22 protein-coding genes are annotated in these 20,098 nt (G+C 72.7%); 9 read left to right on the top strand and 13 right to left on the bottom strand.

Annotated elements, in window-relative coordinates:
- Positions 1-85: 85 nt before the first annotated feature.
- Complete coding sequence (locus tag RB614_RS04940; RefSeq protein ID WP_308711139.1) at positions 86-445, bottom strand: hypothetical protein; 360 nt, start codon at positions 443-445, stop codon at positions 86-88.
- A 127-nt stretch (positions 446-572) separates the two neighbouring features.
- On the opposite strand from RB614_RS04940, the gene RB614_RS04935 reads away from it, so the two are divergent.
- Positions 573-1,592 carry a helix-turn-helix transcriptional regulator gene (locus RB614_RS04935; protein ID WP_308711138.1) on the top strand — a complete coding sequence of 340 codons (1,020 nt, stop codon included), beginning with the start codon at positions 573-575 and terminating at the stop codon, positions 1,590-1,592.
- A 6-nt stretch (positions 1,593-1,598) separates the two neighbouring features.
- Here the strand turns inward: RB614_RS04935 and RB614_RS04930 are convergent, their stop codons facing one another.
- The 7 genes from RB614_RS04930 to RB614_RS04900 form a co-directional block, all read right to left on the bottom strand.
- Entirely contained in the window at positions 1,599-2,279 is a 681-nt protein-coding gene (locus RB614_RS04930) for a BON domain-containing protein (protein ID WP_308711137.1), read from the bottom strand.
- Between the two features lie 62 nt (positions 2,280-2,341).
- The gene (locus RB614_RS04925; protein ID WP_308711136.1) at positions 2,342-2,761 is read right to left on the bottom strand and encodes an RrF2 family transcriptional regulator; all 420 of its coding nucleotides are present in this window, start codon (positions 2,759-2,761) and stop codon (positions 2,342-2,344) included.
- A complete protein-coding gene (locus RB614_RS04920; protein WP_308711135.1) occupies positions 2,761-3,729 on the bottom strand; it encodes a sulfate/molybdate ABC transporter ATP-binding protein in 969 nt (322 codons plus the stop codon). Before RB614_RS04920 ends, RB614_RS04925 begins: the two co-directional genes overlap by 1 nt.
- Positions 3,730-3,850: 121 nt before the next feature.
- Positions 3,851-4,642 carry a sulfate ABC transporter permease gene (locus tag RB614_RS04915; protein ID WP_308711134.1) on the bottom strand — a complete coding sequence of 264 codons (792 nt, stop codon included), beginning with the start codon at positions 4,640-4,642 and terminating at the stop codon, positions 3,851-3,853.
- Complete coding sequence (cysT, locus tag RB614_RS04910; protein WP_308711133.1) at positions 4,635-5,480, bottom strand: sulfate ABC transporter permease subunit CysT; 846 nt, start codon at positions 5,478-5,480, stop codon at positions 4,635-4,637. Before cysT ends, RB614_RS04915 begins: the two co-directional genes overlap by 8 nt.
- 3 nt (positions 5,481-5,483) lie before the next feature.
- Positions 5,484-6,518: a sulfate ABC transporter substrate-binding protein gene (locus tag RB614_RS04905; protein ID WP_308711132.1), complete on the bottom strand. Its 1,035-nt coding sequence runs from the start codon at positions 6,516-6,518 to the stop codon at positions 5,484-5,486.
- Positions 6,519-6,983: 465 nt separating this feature from the next.
- Positions 6,984-7,178 carry a hypothetical protein gene (locus RB614_RS04900; RefSeq protein ID WP_308711131.1) on the bottom strand — a complete coding sequence of 65 codons (195 nt, stop codon included), beginning with the start codon at positions 7,176-7,178 and terminating at the stop codon, positions 6,984-6,986.
- A 77-nt stretch (positions 7,179-7,255) separates the two neighbouring features.
- Here RB614_RS04900 and RB614_RS04895 point away from each other — a divergent pair, with 77 nt between their 5' ends.
- Positions 7,256-8,437 (top strand): saccharopine dehydrogenase family protein, encoded by a 1,182-nt coding sequence (locus RB614_RS04895; RefSeq protein WP_308711130.1) that lies wholly within the window; start codon positions 7,256-7,258, stop codon positions 8,435-8,437.
- Here RB614_RS04895 and RB614_RS04890 read toward each other — a convergent pair.
- Complete coding sequence (locus RB614_RS04890) at positions 8,403-8,996, bottom strand: GNAT family N-acetyltransferase (RefSeq protein WP_308711129.1); 594 nt, start codon at positions 8,994-8,996, stop codon at positions 8,403-8,405. The genes RB614_RS04895 and RB614_RS04890 overlap by 35 nt on opposite strands.
- A 109-nt stretch (positions 8,997-9,105) precedes the next feature.
- On the opposite strand from RB614_RS04890, the gene RB614_RS04885 reads away from it, so the two are divergent.
- From RB614_RS04885 to RB614_RS04875, 3 genes are all read left to right on the top strand, one after another.
- On the top strand, positions 9,106-10,170 hold the full coding sequence (locus RB614_RS04885; RefSeq protein WP_308711128.1) for a helix-turn-helix domain-containing protein: 1,065 nt from the start codon (positions 9,106-9,108) through the stop codon (positions 10,168-10,170).
- A gap of 18 nt (positions 10,171-10,188) precedes the next feature.
- Entirely contained in the window at positions 10,189-11,313 is a 1,125-nt protein-coding gene (locus tag RB614_RS04880; RefSeq protein ID WP_308711127.1) for a hypothetical protein, read from the top strand.
- A gap of 463 nt (positions 11,314-11,776) precedes the next feature.
- Positions 11,777-12,073, top strand: a complete 297-nt coding sequence (locus RB614_RS04875; RefSeq protein ID WP_308711126.1) for a hypothetical protein — start codon at positions 11,777-11,779, stop codon at positions 12,071-12,073.
- 82 nt (positions 12,074-12,155) lie between these two features.
- Here the strand turns inward: RB614_RS04875 and RB614_RS04870 are convergent, their stop codons facing one another.
- From RB614_RS04870 to RB614_RS04855, 4 genes are all read right to left on the bottom strand, one after another.
- Positions 12,156-12,818 (bottom strand): class I SAM-dependent methyltransferase, encoded by a 663-nt coding sequence (locus RB614_RS04870; RefSeq protein ID WP_308711125.1) that lies wholly within the window; start codon positions 12,816-12,818, stop codon positions 12,156-12,158.
- Positions 12,819-12,827: 9 nt separating this feature from the next.
- Positions 12,828-13,778, bottom strand: a complete 951-nt coding sequence (locus RB614_RS04865; RefSeq protein ID WP_308711124.1) for a TIGR03557 family F420-dependent LLM class oxidoreductase — start codon at positions 13,776-13,778, stop codon at positions 12,828-12,830.
- Positions 13,779-15,009: 1,231 nt separating this feature from the next.
- Positions 15,010-15,867, bottom strand: coding sequence for an aldo/keto reductase (locus tag RB614_RS04860; RefSeq protein WP_308711123.1), 858 nt, complete (start codon positions 15,865-15,867; stop codon positions 15,010-15,012).
- A gap of 10 nt (positions 15,868-15,877) precedes the next feature.
- Positions 15,878-17,014: a glycosyltransferase gene (locus RB614_RS04855; protein ID WP_308711122.1), complete on the bottom strand. Its 1,137-nt coding sequence runs from the start codon at positions 17,012-17,014 to the stop codon at positions 15,878-15,880.
- A gap of 197 nt (positions 17,015-17,211) precedes the next feature.
- Between RB614_RS04855 and RB614_RS04850 the strand changes: the two genes are divergently transcribed.
- The 4 genes from RB614_RS04850 to RB614_RS04835 all read left to right on the top strand — a co-directional run bounded on the left by RB614_RS04850 (position 17,212) and on the right by RB614_RS04835 (position 20,043).
- Entirely contained in the window at positions 17,212-18,354 is a 1,143-nt protein-coding gene (locus tag RB614_RS04850; protein WP_308711121.1) for a TolB family protein, read from the top strand.
- Positions 18,355-18,430: 76 nt separating this feature from the next.
- On the top strand, positions 18,431-18,871 hold the full coding sequence (locus tag RB614_RS04845) for an SRPBCC family protein (protein WP_308711120.1): 441 nt from the start codon (positions 18,431-18,433) through the stop codon (positions 18,869-18,871).
- A 10-nt stretch (positions 18,872-18,881) separates the two neighbouring features.
- Entirely contained in the window at positions 18,882-19,457 is a 576-nt protein-coding gene (locus RB614_RS04840) for a dienelactone hydrolase family protein (RefSeq protein ID WP_308711119.1), read from the top strand.
- A 265-nt stretch (positions 19,458-19,722) separates the two neighbouring features.
- On the top strand, positions 19,723-20,043 hold the full coding sequence (locus tag RB614_RS04835) for a YkvA family protein (protein ID WP_308711118.1): 321 nt from the start codon (positions 19,723-19,725) through the stop codon (positions 20,041-20,043).
- Positions 20,044-20,098 lie beyond the last annotated feature (55 nt).

Below are 20,098 nucleotides of genomic sequence, written 5' to 3'. Positions count from 1 at the left end.
GGCCCGAGCCGGGGTGAGGCGTGACCGCCCCGCGCGGGTGAGCCCGCGCCCGGTCACCGGTGGTGGGGGACGGCACAGTGGCCGATCAGCAGCGCGGGGGTCCGGGTTGGACCGCCGCGCGGACCGAGGTGAGCGTCGCGCCGATGAGGATCAGCCGGTCCGGGCCGACCCTCCGGGCCAGCGCCGCGGAAAGCACGTAGTGCGCGAGCCGGTCGTACTCGTCGCAGGTGAGGCGGCGCGGGCCGATGAAGGCCGCGAACCCGGCGACCGCCCGCTCCGCCCGCCGCGCGAGCGTGTCGCCGACCAGCGTCGTCAATGCCGCCTTGAGCGGATCGCGCGCCGTCGCCCGCGCGATCCCGAGTGCCGGGCCCAGCCGCGGGTCGGCGCGGATGGCTCGGCAGGCCTGTTCCACCAGTTCGCGATAGTCGACCACTCTGGAGAGCACCTGACCAATTCGACACCGTCAAAGGCGACGTGCCAATCCGGAAGATTACCGATCCAAAGCGGATTCCAAGAATGAGGGCTTTTCGTAACCGAGCCCGGTACTACGCTGTCCTGGGAGGCGATGCTTTATGCCCTCGGGGGCACTCCAAATCGCCACCGAGGTGGCCTCGGTCGCGGCCGCTCCAGCCGGAGTCGCGGAGCGGGCGCAGGCCCTGCTGGCCCCACTCCGGCGGCTGGTGCCGTTCGAAGCGGCCCGCGTTTACCTGCTCGACATGTCGCGCCGCGCCGAGCATTCGCTATTCTTCGAGGGCTACGACGAAAAAGTCCGATCCTATCTGGACAGTCCACAACATCTCGACGACGTCGAGCTCGTCGGCCTCGATCGGGGCGGCCCGCCGATGCGGCTGCGCGACCTCCCCGTCCCGCCGGATGAGATCCGGGTCTGGGCGGAGTACCTGAGCCCGGCCGGGTTCCGCGAGGGCGTCGGGGTCCGGCTGACCACATCGGACGGCCGGTACCTCGGCATCATGAGCCTCTACACCGACACCACGGCGCATCCGACGGACGCCGCCCGGGAGACCCTCGACATCCTCTCCACCGCGATGGCCAACGCGCTGGACCCGCTGCGGTCGGTCAGCGCCGCCGCCCAGCTGGTCGACGGCGCGGCCGCCGGTGTCCTGATCTGCCGGGACGGGCGCACCCAGCCGCTGCCCGGCCTGCCCGGGCACCCGCTGCTCGGTGCCGGCTCCCGGGTGCTCGGCGTGGCCGTCCGGCAGCTCGGCGAGATGGCGCACACCGCGTTCCTGTGCCCGTACGACGCGGACGGCGAGGACCGGCACCTGCGGGTCACCGTGATCGCCTGCCCGGACCTGCCGCCCGCGCATGTCATGGCCGCGGTGGTCGTCGCGCCGACCGGTGACCTGAGCCGGCTCACCCGCCGCGAGCTGGAGGTGCTGGGCCTGATCGTGGAGGGGTTCTCCAACCGGCGGATCGCCAGCACGTTTTTGCTGACCGAACGGACAATCGCCACTCATTTGGAGCACATTCTGACCAAGCTGGACGCACCAACCCGTACCCTCGCGGCGGTCTACGCCCTGCGCCGCGGGCTGTACATCCCGCGCCCGCTGCACCGGGTGCCCCAGCGGTAGCGGCGGCTACGGGGAGATCCGGATGTCGTTCTCGACCGAGCGGACGCCCGGCGCCGACCAGGCGGCCCGCTCGGCGTCCCGCCGCTCCGGCCAGGACCGGACCGCGCCGCGGAGGATCACCGTGTCGCCGTCCCGCTCCACCATGATCCGTTCGGCGTCGGTCTCGGCGCTGCGCAGCAGGGCCTGCTCGATCCGGCGCTCCACGGCCTCGGGCTCCACCCGCTGCCGGGGCCGCACCGCGACCGCGTTCGTCACGCCGCGTACGCCGGCCAGGCCGCGCACCGCCCGCTCCGCCTCGCGCCGCTCGTACTCCCACTCGACCTCGCCGCGCAGCATCACCCGGCCGGCCGAGACGGTGACCTCGACCTGGTCGGCGGGGACCAGGGCGTTCCACTCCAGCACCTGCGCCGCCGCCGAGGCGACCTCCGTGTCGGTGGGCTCGCCGCCGGCCGCCGGCGGGCGGATCTGGATCTCGTTCGCGACCGCCACCACGCCGCGTACCCGCTGGGCCGCGCGCTCCGCCGCCCACCGCTTGACGTAGTTGTCCACCCAGCCGGCGAGCGTCACGATGCCGTCCTGTGCCGCGACGGCCACCTCGTTGGGCTGCACGCGGGCGTCCCACCGCAGCTCCGCCAGGACGTCCTGCTGCACCTGTTCGTCGGTGCGTACGTCGGGTGTCGTCGTCATGCCCGCATGGTGCGGCGGCGCCGGGTGGGCGGCCATCACCCGCCGGGGGTGGCCCGCGGCGCTCAGGCGGTCGTCCGGTACCGCAGCGGCAGCAGGTCGGCGAGCGTCGTCTGGTCCACCACGTCCGCGATCGCCTCGTGCAGGGTCAGCCACAGCTCCGGCAGGCCGCTGGCCACCCCGTGGTAGCGGACCTGGTCCGGCGGGAGCCCCCGCACGGTGCTCAGCGAGCCGTTGATCGCGCGCAGGACGTCGCCGACCGTGATCTGGGTCGCCGGGCGGGCCAGCGTGTACCCGCCGTCGGTGCCGCGCTGGCTGGTGAGCAGCCCGGCGCGGCGCAGGTCGGACATGATGTCGTGCAGGAAGCCCAGCGGGATCGCCTGCGCCTCGGCCAGCTTCGACGCCGAGACCGGACCGCCGTTGGAGAAGCCGGCGGTGGCGATCAGCGCCCTGAGGGCGTAGTCACTGCGGGCCGAGATCTGCACTACGCCGCCTCCACCGTTTCGGCCACCACTTCCGGCGCGAGTGCCACGTGGACGGTGGACCCTTCGCGGACGTCGAGCGCGCGGAACCGGGTCCGGGTCAGCGTCACGACGACCACCTGGTCCTCGGTGGTCACCTCGACCCGGATCTCGAAGCCGATCCGGGTGACCCGGGTGACCCGCCCGGTGACCGCGCCGGGCTCCGCGTCGCCGGTGCCGATCACCAGGTCGTGCGGGCGGACCAGCCGGTCGCCGAGCTGGGTGACCGGGCCGAGGAAGCGCATGACGAAGTCGTTGGCCGGCGTGTCGTACAGCTCGTCGGGCGTGCCGATCTGCTCCACCCGCCCCTCGTTGACCACCACGATCTCGTCGGCTACCTCCAGCGCCTCCTCCTGGTCGTGGGTGACGAAGACCGTGGTCACGTGCACCTCGTCGTGCAGGCGGCGCAGCCAGTCGCGCAGCTCCTTGCGGACCTTGGCGTCGAGCGCGCCGAACGGCTCGTCCAGCAGCAGCACCGTCGGCTCGACCGCGAGCGCGCGGGCCAGCGCCATCCGCTGCCGCTGCCCGCCGGAGAGCTGCGCGGGCAGCCGGTCGCCGAACTGTTCCAGGTGGACCAGGCGCAGCAGCTCGTCGACCCGTTCCCGGATCTCCGCCTTGGGGCGGTGCCGGATCTCCAGGCCGAAGGCCACGTTGCGCCGTACCGACATGTGCTTGAACGCCGCGTAGTGCTGGAACACGAAGCCGACGTTGCGCTTGCGCGGCGGCAGGTCGGTGGCGTCGACGCCCTCGATCCGCACCCGGCCGGTGTCGGCGCGCTCCAGCCCGGCGATGATCCGCAGCAGCGTGGACTTGCCCCCGCCGGACGGGCCGAGCAGCGCGGTGAGCTGCCCGGTGGGGATGCTCACGGAGACGTCGTCGAGCGCGACGAAGCTGCCGAACCTCTTGCTCACGTGGGAAATTTCGATGCTCACTGAATCTCCTGGTTCGCTCGCTCGTGCCGCGCTGAAGGCGACGTCTTCCTCTTCCGCCGCGAAACCCCGACTGCGTCGGCGCGGCGGCTCCGTCCACATGCCGCCGCGCCGACTCGCCCGCTCACTGCTTCACCTCTGACGACGAAGGGCGCAGGACGGAGACGACGGTGATCGCGGCGACCGCGACGAGCGCGAGCAGGAACGCGGCGGCGTAGGCGCCACCCTTGTCGAAGTTGAGGTACTTCTCCTCGACCACGAGCGTGGTGGTGCGGGTCTCGCCGAGCACGTTGCCGGAGACCACCTTGACCGCGCCGAACTCGCCCAGCGACCGGGCGAGGCTCAGCACCACGCCGTAGATGACGCCCCACCTGATCGCCGGCAGCGTGATCCGCCAGAACGTCTGGAGCGCGTTGGCGCCGAGGCTCCGGGCCGCCTGCTCCTGCTCGTCGCCGACCTCCTCCAGGACCGGTACGACCTCGCGGATCACCAGTGGCAGCGCGACGAAGACGGTCGCCAGCACGATGCCCGGTGCGGCGAAGATGACCTGGAAGCCGGCGTTTTCCAGTGTGGGGCCGAACCAGCCGGTGCGGCCGCCGTACACCAGCACGAGGGCCAGGCCGACGACGATCGGGGAGACCGACAGCGGTACGTCGAGGAGCGCGCTGAGCAGCCGCTTGCCCGGGAACTCGTACCGGACCAGCAGCAGCGAGACGCCGACGCCGAAGACCGTGTTGATCACCACGGCGACGACCGCGACCACCAGGCTCAGCCGCAGCGCGTGCACGACGTCCGGGTCCGCCAGGATGCCGCGCAGGTTGTCCAGCCCGCCCTCGAACGTGTTCTGCCCGACCAGGAAGAGCGGCCAGGCGACGAGGAAGAACAGGTACGCGACGACGATCAGGCGCTTAACCACGGCGCACCACCCGGCGCTGGATGACGTCGAGGACCACGATCACCGCGAACGAGATGGCCAGCAGCACCGCGGCGACGGCGGCGGCGCTGTCCAGGTTGTCGTTCTCGATGCTGCTGAGGATGCGGACCGAGGTGACCTCCGTACGCATCGGCAGGTTGCCGGAGAGGAGCACCAGCGAGCCGTACTCGCTGACCCCGCGGGCGAACGAGAGCGCGGCGCCGGCCGCGATCGCCGGCGTCAGGCTCGGCAGGATGATCCGCCGGAACGTGGTGAACCGGCTCGCGCCCAGCGACGCCGCGGCCTCCTCCACCTCGGGGTCGAGCTCGGCCAGCACCGGCTGCACGGTGCGGACGACGAATGGCAGGGTGACGAAGAGGAACGCCAGGAACACCGCGATCCGGGTGTTGTGGATGTCGACGCCGAGCGGGCTCTCCGGCCCGTACAGCGACAGCAGCACCAGGCCGGCGACGATGGTCGGCAGCGCGAACGGGATGTCGATCAGGATCTCCAGCAGTCGCTTGCCGAAGAACCGGTCGCGTACCAGCACCCACGCGATGAGCGTGCCCATCACGACGTTGACCAGCGTTACCCCGAACGCCGTGCCGACGGTGAGCCGGATCGCGGCGGCGGTCTGCTCGTTGGTGACCGCGTCCCAGAAGCCGCTCCAGCCCCCCTCGGAGGCGGTGACGACGACCGCGGTCAGCGGGATCAGCACCAGCAGGCTGAACCAGAGCATCGCGATCCCCAGGCCCAGGCCGGAGGCGCGGGTGAGGCGGCCGCCCCGGGCCGACCGGCGGGCAGCTGCCGGCCGGTCCGGGGCGAGGGTCGCGGAGGTCATCTCTTACTGGGCCTTGCCGGACTCGGCGATGATCTTCGTGATGATGCCCTCCTTCTCGTCGAAGAACTTCTTCGACAGGGCGGACCAGCTCTCGAAGTCCTTGTCGACGGTGAGCAGCTTCTTCGGCGCCGGGAACGGGTTGCCGGCGTCGGGTACGCCCGGGATGCCGGTGGTGTCGACGCCGTCGACGATCGGGCGGAACCCCTTGAGCGCGAACTGCCGCTGGCCCTTGTCGCTCAGCACGAAGTCGAGCCACTCCTTGGCCTTCGGGTTCGCGTTCTTGAGGACGGCACCCGGGTTTTCGATCAGGATCGTCGTGTCCGGGTAGATCCACTCGAGCTCCTCGCCGTTCTGCGTGGCGAGGATCGCCTCGTTCTCGTACGCCAGCAGCACGTCGCCGCCGCCGTTGAGGAAGCTCGTCGTGGCGTCCCGGCCGCTGTTGGGCAGCGAGGTCACGTTCGCGAAGAGCTTCTTGAGGTAGTCGGCGGCCTGCTCGTCGGTGCCGCCGTTGGCCGAGATGTGGCCCCACGCGGCCAGCGCGTTCCACCGGGCGGCGCCGGACGAGGCCGGGTTCGGCGTGACGATCTTGATGCCCGGCTTGATCAGGTCGTCCCAGCCCTGGATGTTCTTCGGGTTGCCCTTCTGCACGGCCAGCACGACGACCGAGGAGGAGACCACGCCCTTGTTGGGGCCGTCGTCCCAGGTCTCGTCGACGAGTCCCTCGGTGACCAGGCGGGTGACGTCGCTGGTGACCGAGAAGTGCACGTAGTCGGCCTTGAGGCCGGCCACCACCGCGCGGCTCTGGTCACCGGAGGCGCCGTACGACGTCTGGAACTTGACCCCCTTGCCCTCGGGCGTCTTGTTCCACTCCGCGGCGATCGCCTTGTTGGCCGCCTCGGGAACGGCGAAGCCGACGATCGAGAGGGTGGTGGACTCGCCACCCGAGGCGGCGTCGTCGCCACCGCCACCGCAGGCGGAAAGAGCGAGGCCGGCGGCGAGCGCGACAGCGACGGCCGCTCTTGCGCGTGTATTGGTCAACGACCGGGTATTCGTCAAGGGAACCTGTCCTCCTTCAGCGCGGACCCGCGCACGGAACGGCGCGCGAGGCCGGGCGGTCATCGGCGGGCCTCGCCGCCTGGTCCGCAATATTCCACTTAACCCATAGACTTTCAAGGCTAAGTGGAGATTGGTACCCGAGCGGTGGATGGCGGGTCGGGATCGACCGGGACATATGGTCCAATTCGGTCGCGCGACGGCGAGCGGCGCGGTGCTCGCACGAGCGCCGCGCCGCCGGATCCATGGCTCCTGTTGATGGTGGGGTGGAACGCCGAACCTGCGCCGCCTCACCGAGCCGGTGAGGTCGGGTCGGGGTGCCTCTCCGCCGGACCTACAGGTTCGCGTCCCGTATGTTACGGAAGTCGCCTGAAATATCCAAGTATCTCAATGAAACGCATCAGTGTAACGGCCCGCGCACCTGGTGCGCGGGCCGCGGTCGTCACGGTCTCAGCGGAACCCGAAACGGTGCCTGCGCTTGCGGCCGGTCATGCCCTGCAGCGTGTCGGCGCCCTTGTGCAGCATCCGGCTGACCCGGTTGGAGCCGCGGCGGGCCTCGACGGCCTGGCCGATCCGCCGCGCGCCCACCGCCGCCAAGGGAACGGCGACCGCCAGTACGGCCCAACGGCCGATGGCCCTTCTCATCCTGGTCCTCCCGTCTCCGTGGTCACTTTCCCTGTCGTACCCGGACTGACGGTGGTTCATGCGTTGGCTACCCTGCGGTGGTGACGAATCGGGCGTACGACATCGTGCTCTTCGGCGCCACCGGCTTCACCGGACATCTCACCGCGCGGTACCTGGCCGCCCACGCGCCCGCCGGCCTGCGATGGGCCCTGGCGGGCCGGGACGGCGACCGCCTGCGCGCGCTGCGCGACCGCCTCGGCCTGGCCGTCGACGTGCTGCCGGCCGACGCCGGCGACGAGCCCGCCCTGCGCGACCTCGCGGAGCGGACCCGCCTGGTCGTGACCACGGTCGGCCCCTTCATCCGGTACGGTGGCCCGCTGGTCGCCGCCTGTGCCGCGGCCGGCACCGACTACGTCGACCTGACCGGCGAGCCGGAGTTCGTCGACCGCGTGTACGTGGAGCACCAGGCCACCGCCGCCCGCACCGGCGCCCGGCTCGTCCACGCGTGCGGCTTCGACGCGATCCCGCCCGACCTCGGCGCCCTCTTCACCGTCCAGCAGCTGCCCGAGGGTGAGCCGATCCGCATGCGCGGCTACATCAGCGCGGGTGGCCGCCCATCGGGTGGGACGTTCAACACGGTGCTGCTCAACTTCGCCCGCTTCCGGTCGGCCGCGGCGGCCCACACCGCCCGCCGGAGCGCCGAGCCGGCGCCGGCCGGACGCCGGGTGCGGGGCGTGGCCGGACGCCCGCACCGCCAGCCCGCCCTCGGCCTCTACGGGCTGCCGATGTCGAGCATCGACCCGCAGATCGTGGTCCGCTCGGCGGCTGCCCTGGACCGGTACGGCCCGGACTTCACGTACGGCCACTTCATCGGCGTCCGCAACCCGCTGACCATGGCGGCCCTGGCGGTCGGCGCGGGCGGCGCGTTCGCGCTGGCCCAGGTCGGCCCGGCCCGCCGCGCCCTGGGCCGCCTGGTCCCGCCGGGCAAGGGGCCGACCGAGGAGCAGCGGTCGCGCGGCTGGTTCCGGATGCGCTTCGTCGCGGAGTCCGGCGACCGGCGGGTGGTGACCGAGATGGCCGGCGGCGACCCCGGCTACGGCGAGACCGCGAAGATGCTCGCCGAGTCGGCGCTCTGCCTGACCCACGACGACCTGCCCCCGCTCGCCGGGCAGCTGACCACGGCGGTCGCGATGGGTGACGCCCTCCGCGCCCGCCTGGAGAAGGCCGGCATGACCTTCCGCGTGCTCAGCGCGGGCGCGGACTCCCCGGCGGCTCCGTGACGAGGCGGGCGCGCTCGGGTTCCTCGGCGGCCGGCACCTCCGGCAGGTCCTTGACGAGCACGGCGCAGAGCTCGGGATAGCGGGTGACGCGGCCGTTCGGCCCGTACTCCTCGCGGAAGGTCTTGAGGTCCGCGTACGGCCAGGGCTCGTAGTCGAGGCGCAGGTAGAGCCGGGTGGCGTGCCGGTTGTCCGGTGCCACGCCGAGCGCCACCCGCAGGTGCCCCCGCGCGCGCAGCCACCGCTCGGCGCGGGCGGTGAGGGCGGTGCCGATGCCGCGGTTGCGCAGGTCGTCGCGGACCCAGAGGTTCATGATCAGGGGTACGCCCGGCAGGCGCTCCCGCAGCTCGGGCTCCTCGGCCGGCTCCAGCCAGAGGTAGACGTGGCCGGCGGGCTCGCCCTCGTGCCAGGCGACCAGCAGCTCGCCCTTGCCCGCGTCCCGCCGGGCGAGCCGGTCGGACAGCAGACCGAGCCGGTCGATGTCGCCGCACGCGAGCGCGGGGAGATCCTCCACACGCGCGGAGCTGACCGACGGGGCCACCTGCTTGATCCCTCCTGTCACTTCAGCTATCTTCAGCTGAAGGTGCGGCCCCAACGATAGTGTTCAGATCGTTGCTGAAGCAAGGCGACGCGCCCATGACCAGACCGGGCGACGAGGGCCGGAGGTGGCGATGCGAGCCGGACCATCCGCCGAGCTGGCGAGCCGGCTGCGCGAGCTGCGCGAGGCGGCCGACATCACGCAGAAGGACCTGGCCGCGGCGTTCGGCGTGAGCCCGCCGAGCGTCTCCTCGTGGGAAAACCCGAGCGAGGCCGACCTGCCCGAGCAGCGGCTGGCGCAGTACGCGGCCGTCTTCTCCGCCCGCGAGCACCCGCCGCGCGGCCGCTGGCGCGGCTTCGCCTCCCGGGTCGTGCCCCCGGAGGAGGAGGACGCGCGCCGCAGGCTCCACGCCGAGCTGGTGTCGCTGCGCTCCCCGGCGTCCGGAGCGCCCGGCGCCCGGCCGACCGCGGCCCAGGAGGAGGCGGGCGCCATCGGCAGCGGCCCGTGGCACTTCCCGGACGGCGGCGACATCATCATCGTCTGCGCGGAGTTCGACCCGCAGATGCGCGCCAGCCTCCGGTACGCGGACCCGGCCGACCCCGACTTCGTCGCGGCGTACAAGTACGCCGACCTCGACTCGCTGATCGAGCTCTTCGGGCACATCCGGGCCACCAACCCGTCGTCGGACGTCCGCTTCAAGCTCGACAAGGAGCTCACCGCCGACGACTACTCGGCGCACCTGGCGCTCCTGGGCGGCGTCGACTGGAACCACGGGACGCGCCGGCTCCTGAGCCGGTTGGACCACCTCCCGGTGCGCCAGGTGGGCTTCGTCGACAACGCCGACGAGGCGGGCTTCGAGGTGCGGGTGGGCGGGAAGGTCCGGCGATACCGGGCGAAGATACACAATGGGCGGCTGCTCGAAGACGTCGCCCAGTTCGTCCGCGGTCCCAACCCGTTCAACCACGCGCGGACGTTCACGATCTGCAACGGGATGTTCGGGCGGGGCACGTTCGCGGCGGTGCGGGCCCTGACCTACGCGCCCCTTCGCGGCGGTAATGCGGCCTATGTCCGTGACATCTTCCCCGCGGACACGGTATTCAGCCTGCTCTTTCGCGTCGTTATCTTTGAGGGCGAAGTGCCGACGCCGGACTGGACCAACCCAGACACCGTCCTACATCGATGGTCGGAGGTGGAGTGACTACTCCCGAGGACCCGCATGGGTGACGACCATGCGCGAGCCAGGGAGATCCGGCACCACGGCGACCACGATGGACTTCTCGCTCCGCCACCCTCGCGGAGCGGTGACCACGCACCGCTCGACGCGATCGTGGTACCCACCGCGCGGCCGATCGCGTTCCTCGACGAGGCCATCCGGCTCGCCGGCGCCCTCGACTGTCCACTGGTGGCACTCTGCAGCGGGCGCGTCGGCGCGGCGGAGGCCATGCGGCGGGCCCCCGAGGGCGTGCGGATGCTCGCCGTCGACTGCGTGCGGCCCGGGCTGCCGAGCTTCGAGACGTCCGCCACGCTCGCCGGGTACGGGTTCGAGCGGCACACCGACGCCGGCCTGAAGCGCAACACGGCGCTGGCGCTCGCCCGGATGCTCGGCTGGCGGCGGGTCGTCTTCCTCGACGACGACATGGCCGTGCGCCGCCCCGCCGACCTCCCGCTCGCGGCCGGCCTGCTCGGCCCGGTGACGGCGGTCGGCCTGCGAAACGACGGCTTCCCCGACAACTCGGTCGTGTGCCACGCGTTCCGCGCGGTCGGCGGGCGGCAGGGCACGTTCATCGGCAGCGGCGCCCTCGCCGTGGCGGTCGACCGGGTCACGTCCTTCTTCCCCAGCGTGTACAACGAGGACTGGTTCTTCCTGCTGGAGGATGGCGGGATCGGCCAGGTCGCCGCGGCCGGGACGGTGACGCAGCGGGTGTTCGACCCGTACGAGGACCCGGAGCGGGCGCGGTCGGAGGAGTTCGGCGACTGCCTCGCCGAGGGCATCTTCGCGCTCCTGGACGACGGGCGCCGGGTCAGCGACGCCGACGAGGAGTACTGGGAGCAGTTCCTGGCCGCCCGGCATTCGCTGATCGCCGGCGTCCTGCGCCGCGTACCCGACCAGCCGGCCATCGGCGGCGCGACGCGGGCGCGGATGGCGCGGGCCATCCGGGCGGCCCAGGAGCGGCTGACCGAGATCACGCCCGACATGTGCGTCCGGTACCTGAAGTCCTGGCAGCGCGACCGCGACCACTGGGTCGACTTCCTCGCCACCCTGCCGGCGGAGAGCGTCGCCGGGGCGCTGCGCCGGCTGGGCCTGCGCGCGGAGACCACCCACCTGCGCCGCGCGTCCTGACGGCGCCGCCGTCTGCTGAGCGCGCGCCGTCTGCTGTGGACGCTGCCGTCTCGTAGGGGTGCGGCGGTGTCGTGAAGGGTGCGGCGGTGTCGTGAGGGGCGCGGCCGTCCCGTGAAGGGTGCGGCCGTCTCCTGAGGGTGCGGCCGTCTCCTGAGAGCGGGCGGCGACGGGTGCCGTTCACGTCACTGCCATGGCCCGGTCCATTGATTCAGCAAAGAGCTGAAGTCTACGGTGGAGTTAAGAGAGCTTCAGATCTATAGCTGAAGAGCTGAAGACGCCGAAGGGGGTCGGGGCATGATCGCTAATCATCTGCCGCGGGGGCCACCTGATCGGGCCGGCGAGACCGCACCGCTCCCCGCTCCTCGACGCGCGCTGTGACGCGTAACGCGAGGCGCCCTCGGAGTGCTGTCCGAGGGCGTCCCTAAAAAATCAGTACCTGCTTTGGTCGAGCGAGGTAACTGCCATGTCCACGTTAGCCTCTTTCGTACGTCCCGTAAATCACGAGAAGACGTCGGTTGGCCAGCTCAGCCTGGTCAGCCGGCCGCACGGTCCGGCCGAGCCGGCGACGACCGTCGACTCGACCGGTTTCCTGCTCATCGCGGCCGCCCTGCTGGCCGCGGCGGTGGCCCTGATGTCCTCGGCCATGAAGCCGGTTGTGCAGATGTTCCGCGAGGTGCTGCGCTCCCTCGCCCAGGCGGCCGGGGCGCTGTTCCTGGCCGGGGCGGCGCTGGTGGTCGTCGTCATCTCACTGCTGCGCTGACCGGCCGCGGCCCGCATGCCGAGCGGCTCGGGCAGGTCGACGGCGCCCGACGAGCGAGCGTGGACGGTTCGCCCGCGCTCGCTCACGGCTGCCGGCGGGCCATCAGGTACGCCTGCGGGGTCTTCTCCCGCTCCTCCGGCTGGCGCACCACCGTGGTGGTCACCGCGACGCCGGCCGCCGCCAGCAGGTCGGTGACCCGGCGCGCCGGCAGCCGGTAGGCGTCCAGGGCGAGCGTGTGCCCGTACGCCTGCTCGATGCGGCGCGGCTCGACGTCGTCGCCGTACGGGGACTGGAACGCCATCAGCAGGTGGCCACCCGGCCTGAGCACCCGCGCGAACTCGGCGAAGACCAGCGGCAGCCGCTCCGGCGGCGTGTGGATGACCGAGTACCAGGCGACCAGGCCGGCGAGACCACCGTCCGCGAAGGCCAGGTCGGTCATCGTGCCGACCTCGAAGAGCAGTCCCGGGTACCGCCGGCGGGCGACCTCCACCATCCCCGGTGACAGGTCGACGCCGCACGCGTCGAGGCCGAGCTTGTCGAGGTGCGTCGTGATCCGGCCCGGCCCGCACCCCACGTCCGCGACCCGGCCGCCCCCGCCGGCCTGGACGAGCTCGGCGAACGTGCCGAGCAGCGCCCGCTCCAGCGGTGCCTCCGCGAGCGCGCCACCGAGCAGGTCGGCGTAGTCGGCGGCGACCGTGTCGTACGCGACGCGGGTCTCGACGAGGTCGGACGGCGGCTCGGTCACCGCGGCAGACTACCCGAGGCGGGGGAGCACCTTCTCCGCGTACATGTCGAAGAAGCCTTGCCAGTGCGGCCCGCTGTTGGCGACGTAGACCTCGTCGAACCCGGCCTCCACGTACCGCGAGATCCGCCGCAGGTGCGCGTCCGGGTCGGCGCCGCAGACGAAGTGCTCGCCCATCATCTCCGGCCGGACCAGCTGCACCGCCTGCTCGAAGTGGCGGGGCGAGGGCATCACCCGGGCCAGCTCGCCGGGGAGCGCCTCGTTGGGCCAGCGCTCGTACGCGATGCGGGTCCCCTCCTCGACACTGGTCGCGTACGCCGCCTTGAAGCCGCCCTGGCAGGGCCGGTCACCGCCGCCGTTGTCCCGGAAGCGGCGGACCAGGTCGCCATCCGGCCTGGTCAGGATGTACCCGTCGGCGATCCGCGCGGCCAGGTCGATCGCCTTGGGGCCGAAGCCGGACATGTGGAGGGCCGGTGGCCGCTCCGGGAGGGTGTAGAGGCGGGCGTTGTCCACTGTGTAGTGGCGGCCGCGGTGCTCGACGAAGCCGCCCCGCCACAGCCGCCGCATCACGTCGACGGCCTCCTCCAGCATCTCCAGCCGCACCGAGGTGCTCGGCCACGGCTGGCCGAGGATGTGCTCGTTGAGCGCCTCGCCGCTGCCCACCCCGAGCGTGAACCGCCCGCCGTGCAGCACCGCGCTGGTCGCCGCCGCCTGCGCCACGATCGCCGGGTGCAGCCGCGTGGTCGGGCAGGTCACCGCGGTCGTCACCGGCAGCCGGCAGACCTGGCTGAGCGCCCCGATCGTGGACCAGACGAACGGGCTCTCCCCCTGCGCGTCCAGCCACGGATGGTAGTGGTCCGAAATCCACAACGCCTGGAACCCCGCCGCCTCGGCCCCCCTGGCCTGCGCGACCAGGTCGTCCGGGCCGTACTCCTCGCTGGACAGGATGTAACCGATCCGCATGCCGCCCGGGTACCCGCTCCGCGCGGCGGCATGCTCCTCCGGGAGGCGCGGCCCGCGTTCCAGGACAAAGAAGCGTCAGGCCGTCGCCCGGCGCGGGCGGGCGGTCGAGATCGTGGTACGCAGGTGCCTTCGGGCGGGCGGATTCGTACCATGATCTGCTGGGGCGGTCAGCTGTCTCACCCTCGGCGTTCGGCGGCGCCAACCCCGCCGGCGTGCTGGCTCGGCTTCGCCGCGAGACTCCGCGCCGACCGAGGGAGGGCGTGCGGCCGTTCGACCCCGCCACTGTGGACCACGGCCCGGAGGCGGCAAAGTCCCTGACTTTGCTGCTTCCGCCCGTCGATGAGGCAGCAAAGTCAGGGATTTTGTCGGGATCTTGAGGCGCGCGGCGCGGGGGCGGGGCGTATTTCGTGTGGCGTTGGCCGGACGGCGGTGGGGCGGTGAATGGTTGTGGAGACGGGGAGGAGTAGGGCCGCGGGAGCGACGGTTCGGGCTCCAGTGCCACTCACCGTGGTGAAGCCGGGCATGAGCGAGGACGATCCGTGCCTGCCCGACGATGCGGCCGTTCTCGGGTGGTCGGCGGGCCGTGCGCCCTTTCCTCGATCGACACGGGAGGGCGGGGATTGCTGGCCACCCCTCCGGTCGAACCGCTCGCCCTTGATGGTTTACCGGCCCGGGCGGCTCCGGTCACCGGCCCCGCGCGAAGGGCGGAGGGCGGAGGGCGGAGGGCGGAGGGCGGACAAGCCTGTGCACGCGGACGGCAGAGAGCCCAGCCCACGGCCTTGATCAAATTCAGGGTGAGTGCTTTAACGCGGGCCTCACCCTCCGTGAAGGGATTCGCGGGCCGGTGCGGGTTGGGCTTGAGCCGCGGACCCGGCAGCGGAGGCCGGGGTTTTCGGCGAGCGCTGCGAGCCGCCGGCCGGAGCGGTGCCCGCGGGAAAGCACCCCAAGAAACGCTCCGCTGCGCTCCACGTTTCCCCGGGGACCCCGCGCATGCGGTCCGCAGGTGGCGTGGACCGGGGCATATCCGCCTGGGGTCAGGCCCCGTGGGCCGCGCCGGCTGGAGAGCCTTCGGAGTCGGGGTGCGGCGCGGTCTCGCGCCCGCACCCCGCTCAGCCCATCACCCCGAGCTCTCTAGCGCGGTGGCCACTAACCTTGCCGGCTTCGCCGGCCCGGGTGGCCAGCGGTCGAAGGTCGCCGGTCGCCCGGTGAACGTTGGTGGCCACCGCACTGACTAGACGAAGAGGGGGGCGAGCTGGCGCTCGGTGACCAGGGCGTCCATCCGCTCGTCGGACGGGCGCTCGGTGAAGCGCTCGGCCGCGTCGAGGAGGCTCGGCAGGATGGCGACGTCGCCGGTGGTCAGCAGGAACGCCTGCGGGTCGCCGAGCACCCAGTGCACGGCGAGGTCGATGTCGGCCTGCTCGCGCAGCGGCTCGTACCAGGTGCCGGCGGTCTTTTCCCGGCCCTCCCACGGGCGCAGCGCGAGGCTCTTGATGGTCTGGAGCGCGACGTCGCGCTCGGCGCAGACCGTGGCCACCGCCGCGAACTTCTCCGCGTAGTAGGGGTCCCGCATCTGCCGGTAGTTGTAAGGCAGCAGGATCGAGTCGAACGGGAAGCGCTCCAGGCTGCGCCGGTGCATCTCGGGGACGGTCAGGCCGTGCCCGGTCACGCCGATGAAGCGGACCAGCCCCTCCTCGCGCGCCTCGATGGCGGCCTCCAGCGCGCCGCCGTCGCGCAGGGCGGTCTCCCAGTCGATGACGTCGACCAGGTTGTGCAGCTGGATCAGGTCGAAGCGGTCGACGCCGAGCCGCTCCAGGGAGCGGTGGATCTGCTCGCGCGCGCCCCGGTAGGACCGCTCGCCGGTCTTCGTGGCGACGAAGAACGTGTCGGGGTGGCGCCGCAGCCACGGCGCGACCCGCAGCTCGGCGTCGCCGTACCCGGCGGCGACGTCGATGTGGTTGACGCCGTGGGCGAGCAGGAGGTCGAGCGTGCGGTCGGCCTCGCCCTTGGAGACGCTGGCCAGGGCCGCGCCGCCGAAGATGACCCGGCTGGAGGAGTGTCCGGTCGCGCCGAACGGGACCCGTGCGATCACACAGCGAAGCTTACGCGGCCAGCCCCGCCGCGTTCGGCCCTTGGTGGGTGAGCGCGTGCTGGGTGCGGATCCGCTCGTACGTCTCGACCGTGCGCGGCGCGGCCACCGCCCAGTCGTACGCGCCGCGGGCCCATCGCGCCCCGGCCGTCCCGTAGGCGCGGCGCAGGTCGGCGTCGGCGAGCAGCTCGCGGATCACGCCGGCGAGCCGCTCGGGCGGTACGAGGCGGCCGGTCACGCCGTCGTTGACCACCTCGGCCAGCGGCCCGCCGGCGGTCGCGACGACCGGGATGCCGCAGGCCATCGCCTCGATCGCCGCGCGGCTGAACGAGGCGTGCTCGGGTGTGCAGACCAGCAGGTCGGCGGAGCGGTACCAGCCGGGCATGTCGCCGTACGGCGCCGCGCCGGTCAGCCGCAGCCGCTCGTGCACCCCGTGGTTGACGGCGAGGGCGCGCAGCTGCGCGGCGTGCGGGCCGAGCCCGTTCGACGGCGGGCGGGGCCGGCCCACGACGACGAGCTCGGTGTCGGGCAGCTCGGGGAGCGCGTCGACGGCGGCGGCGAAGCCGCTGGGCGGCACGAGCTGGCCCACCGCGAGCACGCGGTGGGTCCGGCGGCGGACCCAGGCCCGCCCTTCCGGGGCGAACCGGGTCGGGTCCACGCCGGGCGGCACGACGGAGACGTTAGCCGGGGCGGCCCCCAACCGCCGTACCCCGTGCGCCTCGGTCCTGGAGAGCGCCACGACGGCGTCGGCGGTGCCGGCGATGGCCGCGGCGTCGCCCTCCTCGTCGCCGTGGAAGGTGACCACGGTCGGCCGGCTGGTCAGCTTGCGGGCCACCATCGCGGCGACCGCCGAGGGCAGGGTGTGCGCGTGTACGACGTCGGGTGCCCAGCCGTCCCGCCACGCGGCGTCCAGCCACTGGCCGAAGGCGTCGCCGCCCTCCGCCGGCACGACCACCGTGGTCACGCCGTCCGCACCCGTCCTGACCTCGGGCTGCGCGGTGCTGACCCGTCGGGTGTGGACCCGCACGTCGTGGCCGAGGGCGGCCAGGGCGGCGGCCAGCTCGGTGACGTGCACCGCGGGCGCCGCCGTCCAGTCCCGGCTGGCCGGGCGCACCGGCCGGTGGTCGACCGAAATGATCGCGATCCGCATCTACGCTCCCTGCCCGCCGCCGTTACCTTACCGAGATCTGGCCGAGATGTTCCCGAGACTATGTCTTCCAAACCCTGACGGGTAGGCGACACGTCCGTTGCTTGTCGGGCTTGCCCCGGGGTGCAACGATCTGGCTGGCCGTGGCGGGGGCGCGGTCCACTGTCCAGCCACGGATCGCCGACGCCAGGGGAGGGACCATGGCCAACCCCGGGCACGAGCCGGGCCCGCCGGCCGAGACCTACGTCATGGGCGCCACGCCGCCGGGTTCGCCGCCGCCTCACCCCGGCGCCGGGGCGCCGGCCGGCGGTCCCGCACCGCGCGGCCGGGGCCTGGCGTCCGTCGTGGACCGGCGCACGATCATCATCGGCGTACCGGTGCTGGCCGGCCTCGCGGCCGTGGGTGCCGTCACCGGGTACGCGCTCGCGGGCGACCCGCCGGCCAAGGGCGGCGGCGACGGATCCGACGGCAGCGGGCGGCTGGGCGAGGCCCCGACACCGTCCGCGTCGCCGAGCGGACCCGTCCGGCCCTACCCGACCGACACCATGCTCGTCCGCCTGGACCAGGGCGAAGACTCCTTCGTGTACAGCACGACGCCGGGCAGCGGGGAGCGGACGCGGCTCGCCGACTCCGGGCACGACGCGCTGCCGCAGTGGTCGCACGACCGGCAGACCATCGTGTACATCCGGGACGCCGGCAACTGGTGGCAGATCCTCACCATGCGGCCGGACGGCTCCGCGCCGACCGTGGTCGTCGACCGGATGCGGCGCGGCACCCGGGTCTGCTGGTCGCCGGATGACAAGCGACTGGCCTATGTGGACAGGGTGGGCGAGCGCAACCAGCTCTTCACGCTCACGCTCGGCCCGCCCGGCTCGGCGAAGCCGGTGCAGGTCACGCACAACCAGGACGACAAGGACGACCCCACCTGGTCGCCGGATGGCGGCGCCGTCGCGATGTGGATCAACACGAAGGGCAACCACCAGATCGGCCTGGTCAGCCTGGACCAGCCCGACGCGCCCCCGCGGTGGCTGACCAAAGACAAGGTGAACTGCGCCGACCCGTGCTGGTCGCCGGACGGCACCTGGATCGCGTACACCCGAAACGGCGCGGCCAGCGGGCAGTCCGACATCTGGGTGGTCCGGCCGGACGGCAGCGAAAACCGGCCGGTCACCAGCGGTACCGCCCAGGACATGGACCCCACCTGGTCGCCGGACGGCAAGTGGATCGCGTTCACCCGCGGAAAGGTGAAGGAGCCGTCGGTCTGGATCGCCCGCCCGGACGGGAAGGACGCGCAGCGCCTCACCGTCGGCGGCGTGTACGAGGCGCACGCCTCCTGGTCCTGAGCCCCGCTGTTACCTCCGCGCCGCCCGCTCCGTCATCGCTGTGACGGGCACCCGCGGCGTTACGGAGGTTGTCGCCATGACGGCACTGACCAGCACCATCGAGATCGCGCGGCCCCCGGAGGAGGTCTTCGCGTACGCCACCGACCCCACCCACTTCCCCCGGTGGCAGGCGGATGTGCTCCGGGTGGACTTGGGGGAGGGGTGGCACCCGGCGGTGGGCGCCCGGTTCACCACCACCCGCCGGGTGGGTGGCGCCGAGCGGACGATGACCCAGCGGGTCACCGAGCTGAACCACCCGTACCGCTGGGCGGTGGAGGGGATCGCCGGCCCGATCCGCCCGAACGCCTCGGTCACCGTCGAGCCGCTGGACGGTGGCGGCTCGCGGGTCACGTTCACGCTGGACTTCACCGGCCACGGCGTCGGCGTGGCGCTCGCGCCGATGGTCCGCCGGCTGGCCGCCAAGGGCGCGCCGGCGAGCTACGCGAGCCTCAAGCGCCTCCTGGAGGGGGGCGCATAGGCTCTGGCCCATGGCAGAGATCCTCTACTTCCACCACGCGCTGGGGCTGACGCCGGGACAGCGCGACTTCGCCGAGGCGCTCCGCGTGGCCGGGCACACCGTGCACACTCCGGACCTGTACGGCGGCAGGGTCTTCGACACGCTCGACGCCGGTGTCGCGTACGGGCGTTCGCTGGGCTTCGAGGCGCTGGTCGACGACGGGGTCGCCGCCGCCGAGGGGCTGCCGGCCGAGCTGGTGTACGTGGGGTACTCGCTCGGCGTACTGCCGGCGCAGCGGCTCGCCCAGACCCGGCCCGGTGCGAAGGGCGCGCTGTTTCTGGAGTCGTTCGTGCCGCCGTCCGAGTTCGGCGGGTGGCCCGCGGGCGTACCGGCCCAGGTGCACGGCATGGACGAGGACCCGATCTTCGCCGGCGAGGGCGACCTCGACGCGGCCCGGGCCTTCGTCGAGGCGACCCCGGAGGCGGAGCTGTTCCTCTATCCCGGCAAGGTGCACCTCTTCGCCGACCCCGGCCTGCCCACCTACGACGCGGCCGCCGCCAAGCTGCTCACCGAGCGGGTGCTCGCCTTCGCCGACCGTCTCGGCTAGCCGCGGCCCCGCTCCTTCGCCGCCTTCGGCGGTGCCCTTCCGCGGCCTTGCCGCGCCGCCGTCCGTGCTGGTCTTCCGCTGAGGTCTTCCGGGTCGGCCTTCTGCGCTGGTCCTCCGCGGCGGCCTTCCGTGGGGTGGCCCCGGAGCAGGCCGCGCAGGGCAACGGTCTGCGCTGGTCTTCTGCGGTGGCCTTCCGTGGCGGGTGGGTCGCGCTCCGCGTCCTGCTCGACGGGCGGGTGGTGCCCGGCTCGGATACCGTGGCGGCATGTCGCGCGAAGCCTGGATCGCGGTCGCCGTCCTCGGCGTGATCGTCGCCGTGGCCACGCTGGTGGGCGCGATCGTGCTCGCCGTGCGGGTGTGGCGCACCCGCCGGCTGCTCGGCGAGCTCGGCGCCGGCGGCAAGGTCGCCTTCTACGGCGCGCTGCTCTACACGTTCCTCCCGGTCGACGTGCTGCCCGACCCGATCTACCTCGACGACATGGGGCTGCTGGCCGGCGCGCTGCTCTACCTCTCGCACCTGGTGCGCAAGCAGCGCTCCTCCGCACCCGAGCTCCACCGGCCGGTCCAGGTCGAGCGCCGCCGCTGACCCCGCTTCGGCTCGCGGCCTCGGGTCCTCGTGGTGCCGCACCCACCCGACGCGG

This window comes from Phytohabitans maris (assembly GCF_031085175.1).
GTDB classification, from domain to species: Bacteria; Actinomycetota; Actinomycetes; order Mycobacteriales; family Micromonosporaceae; genus Phytohabitans; species Phytohabitans maris.
This window is presented reverse-complemented; position numbering and strand designations above follow the sequence as displayed.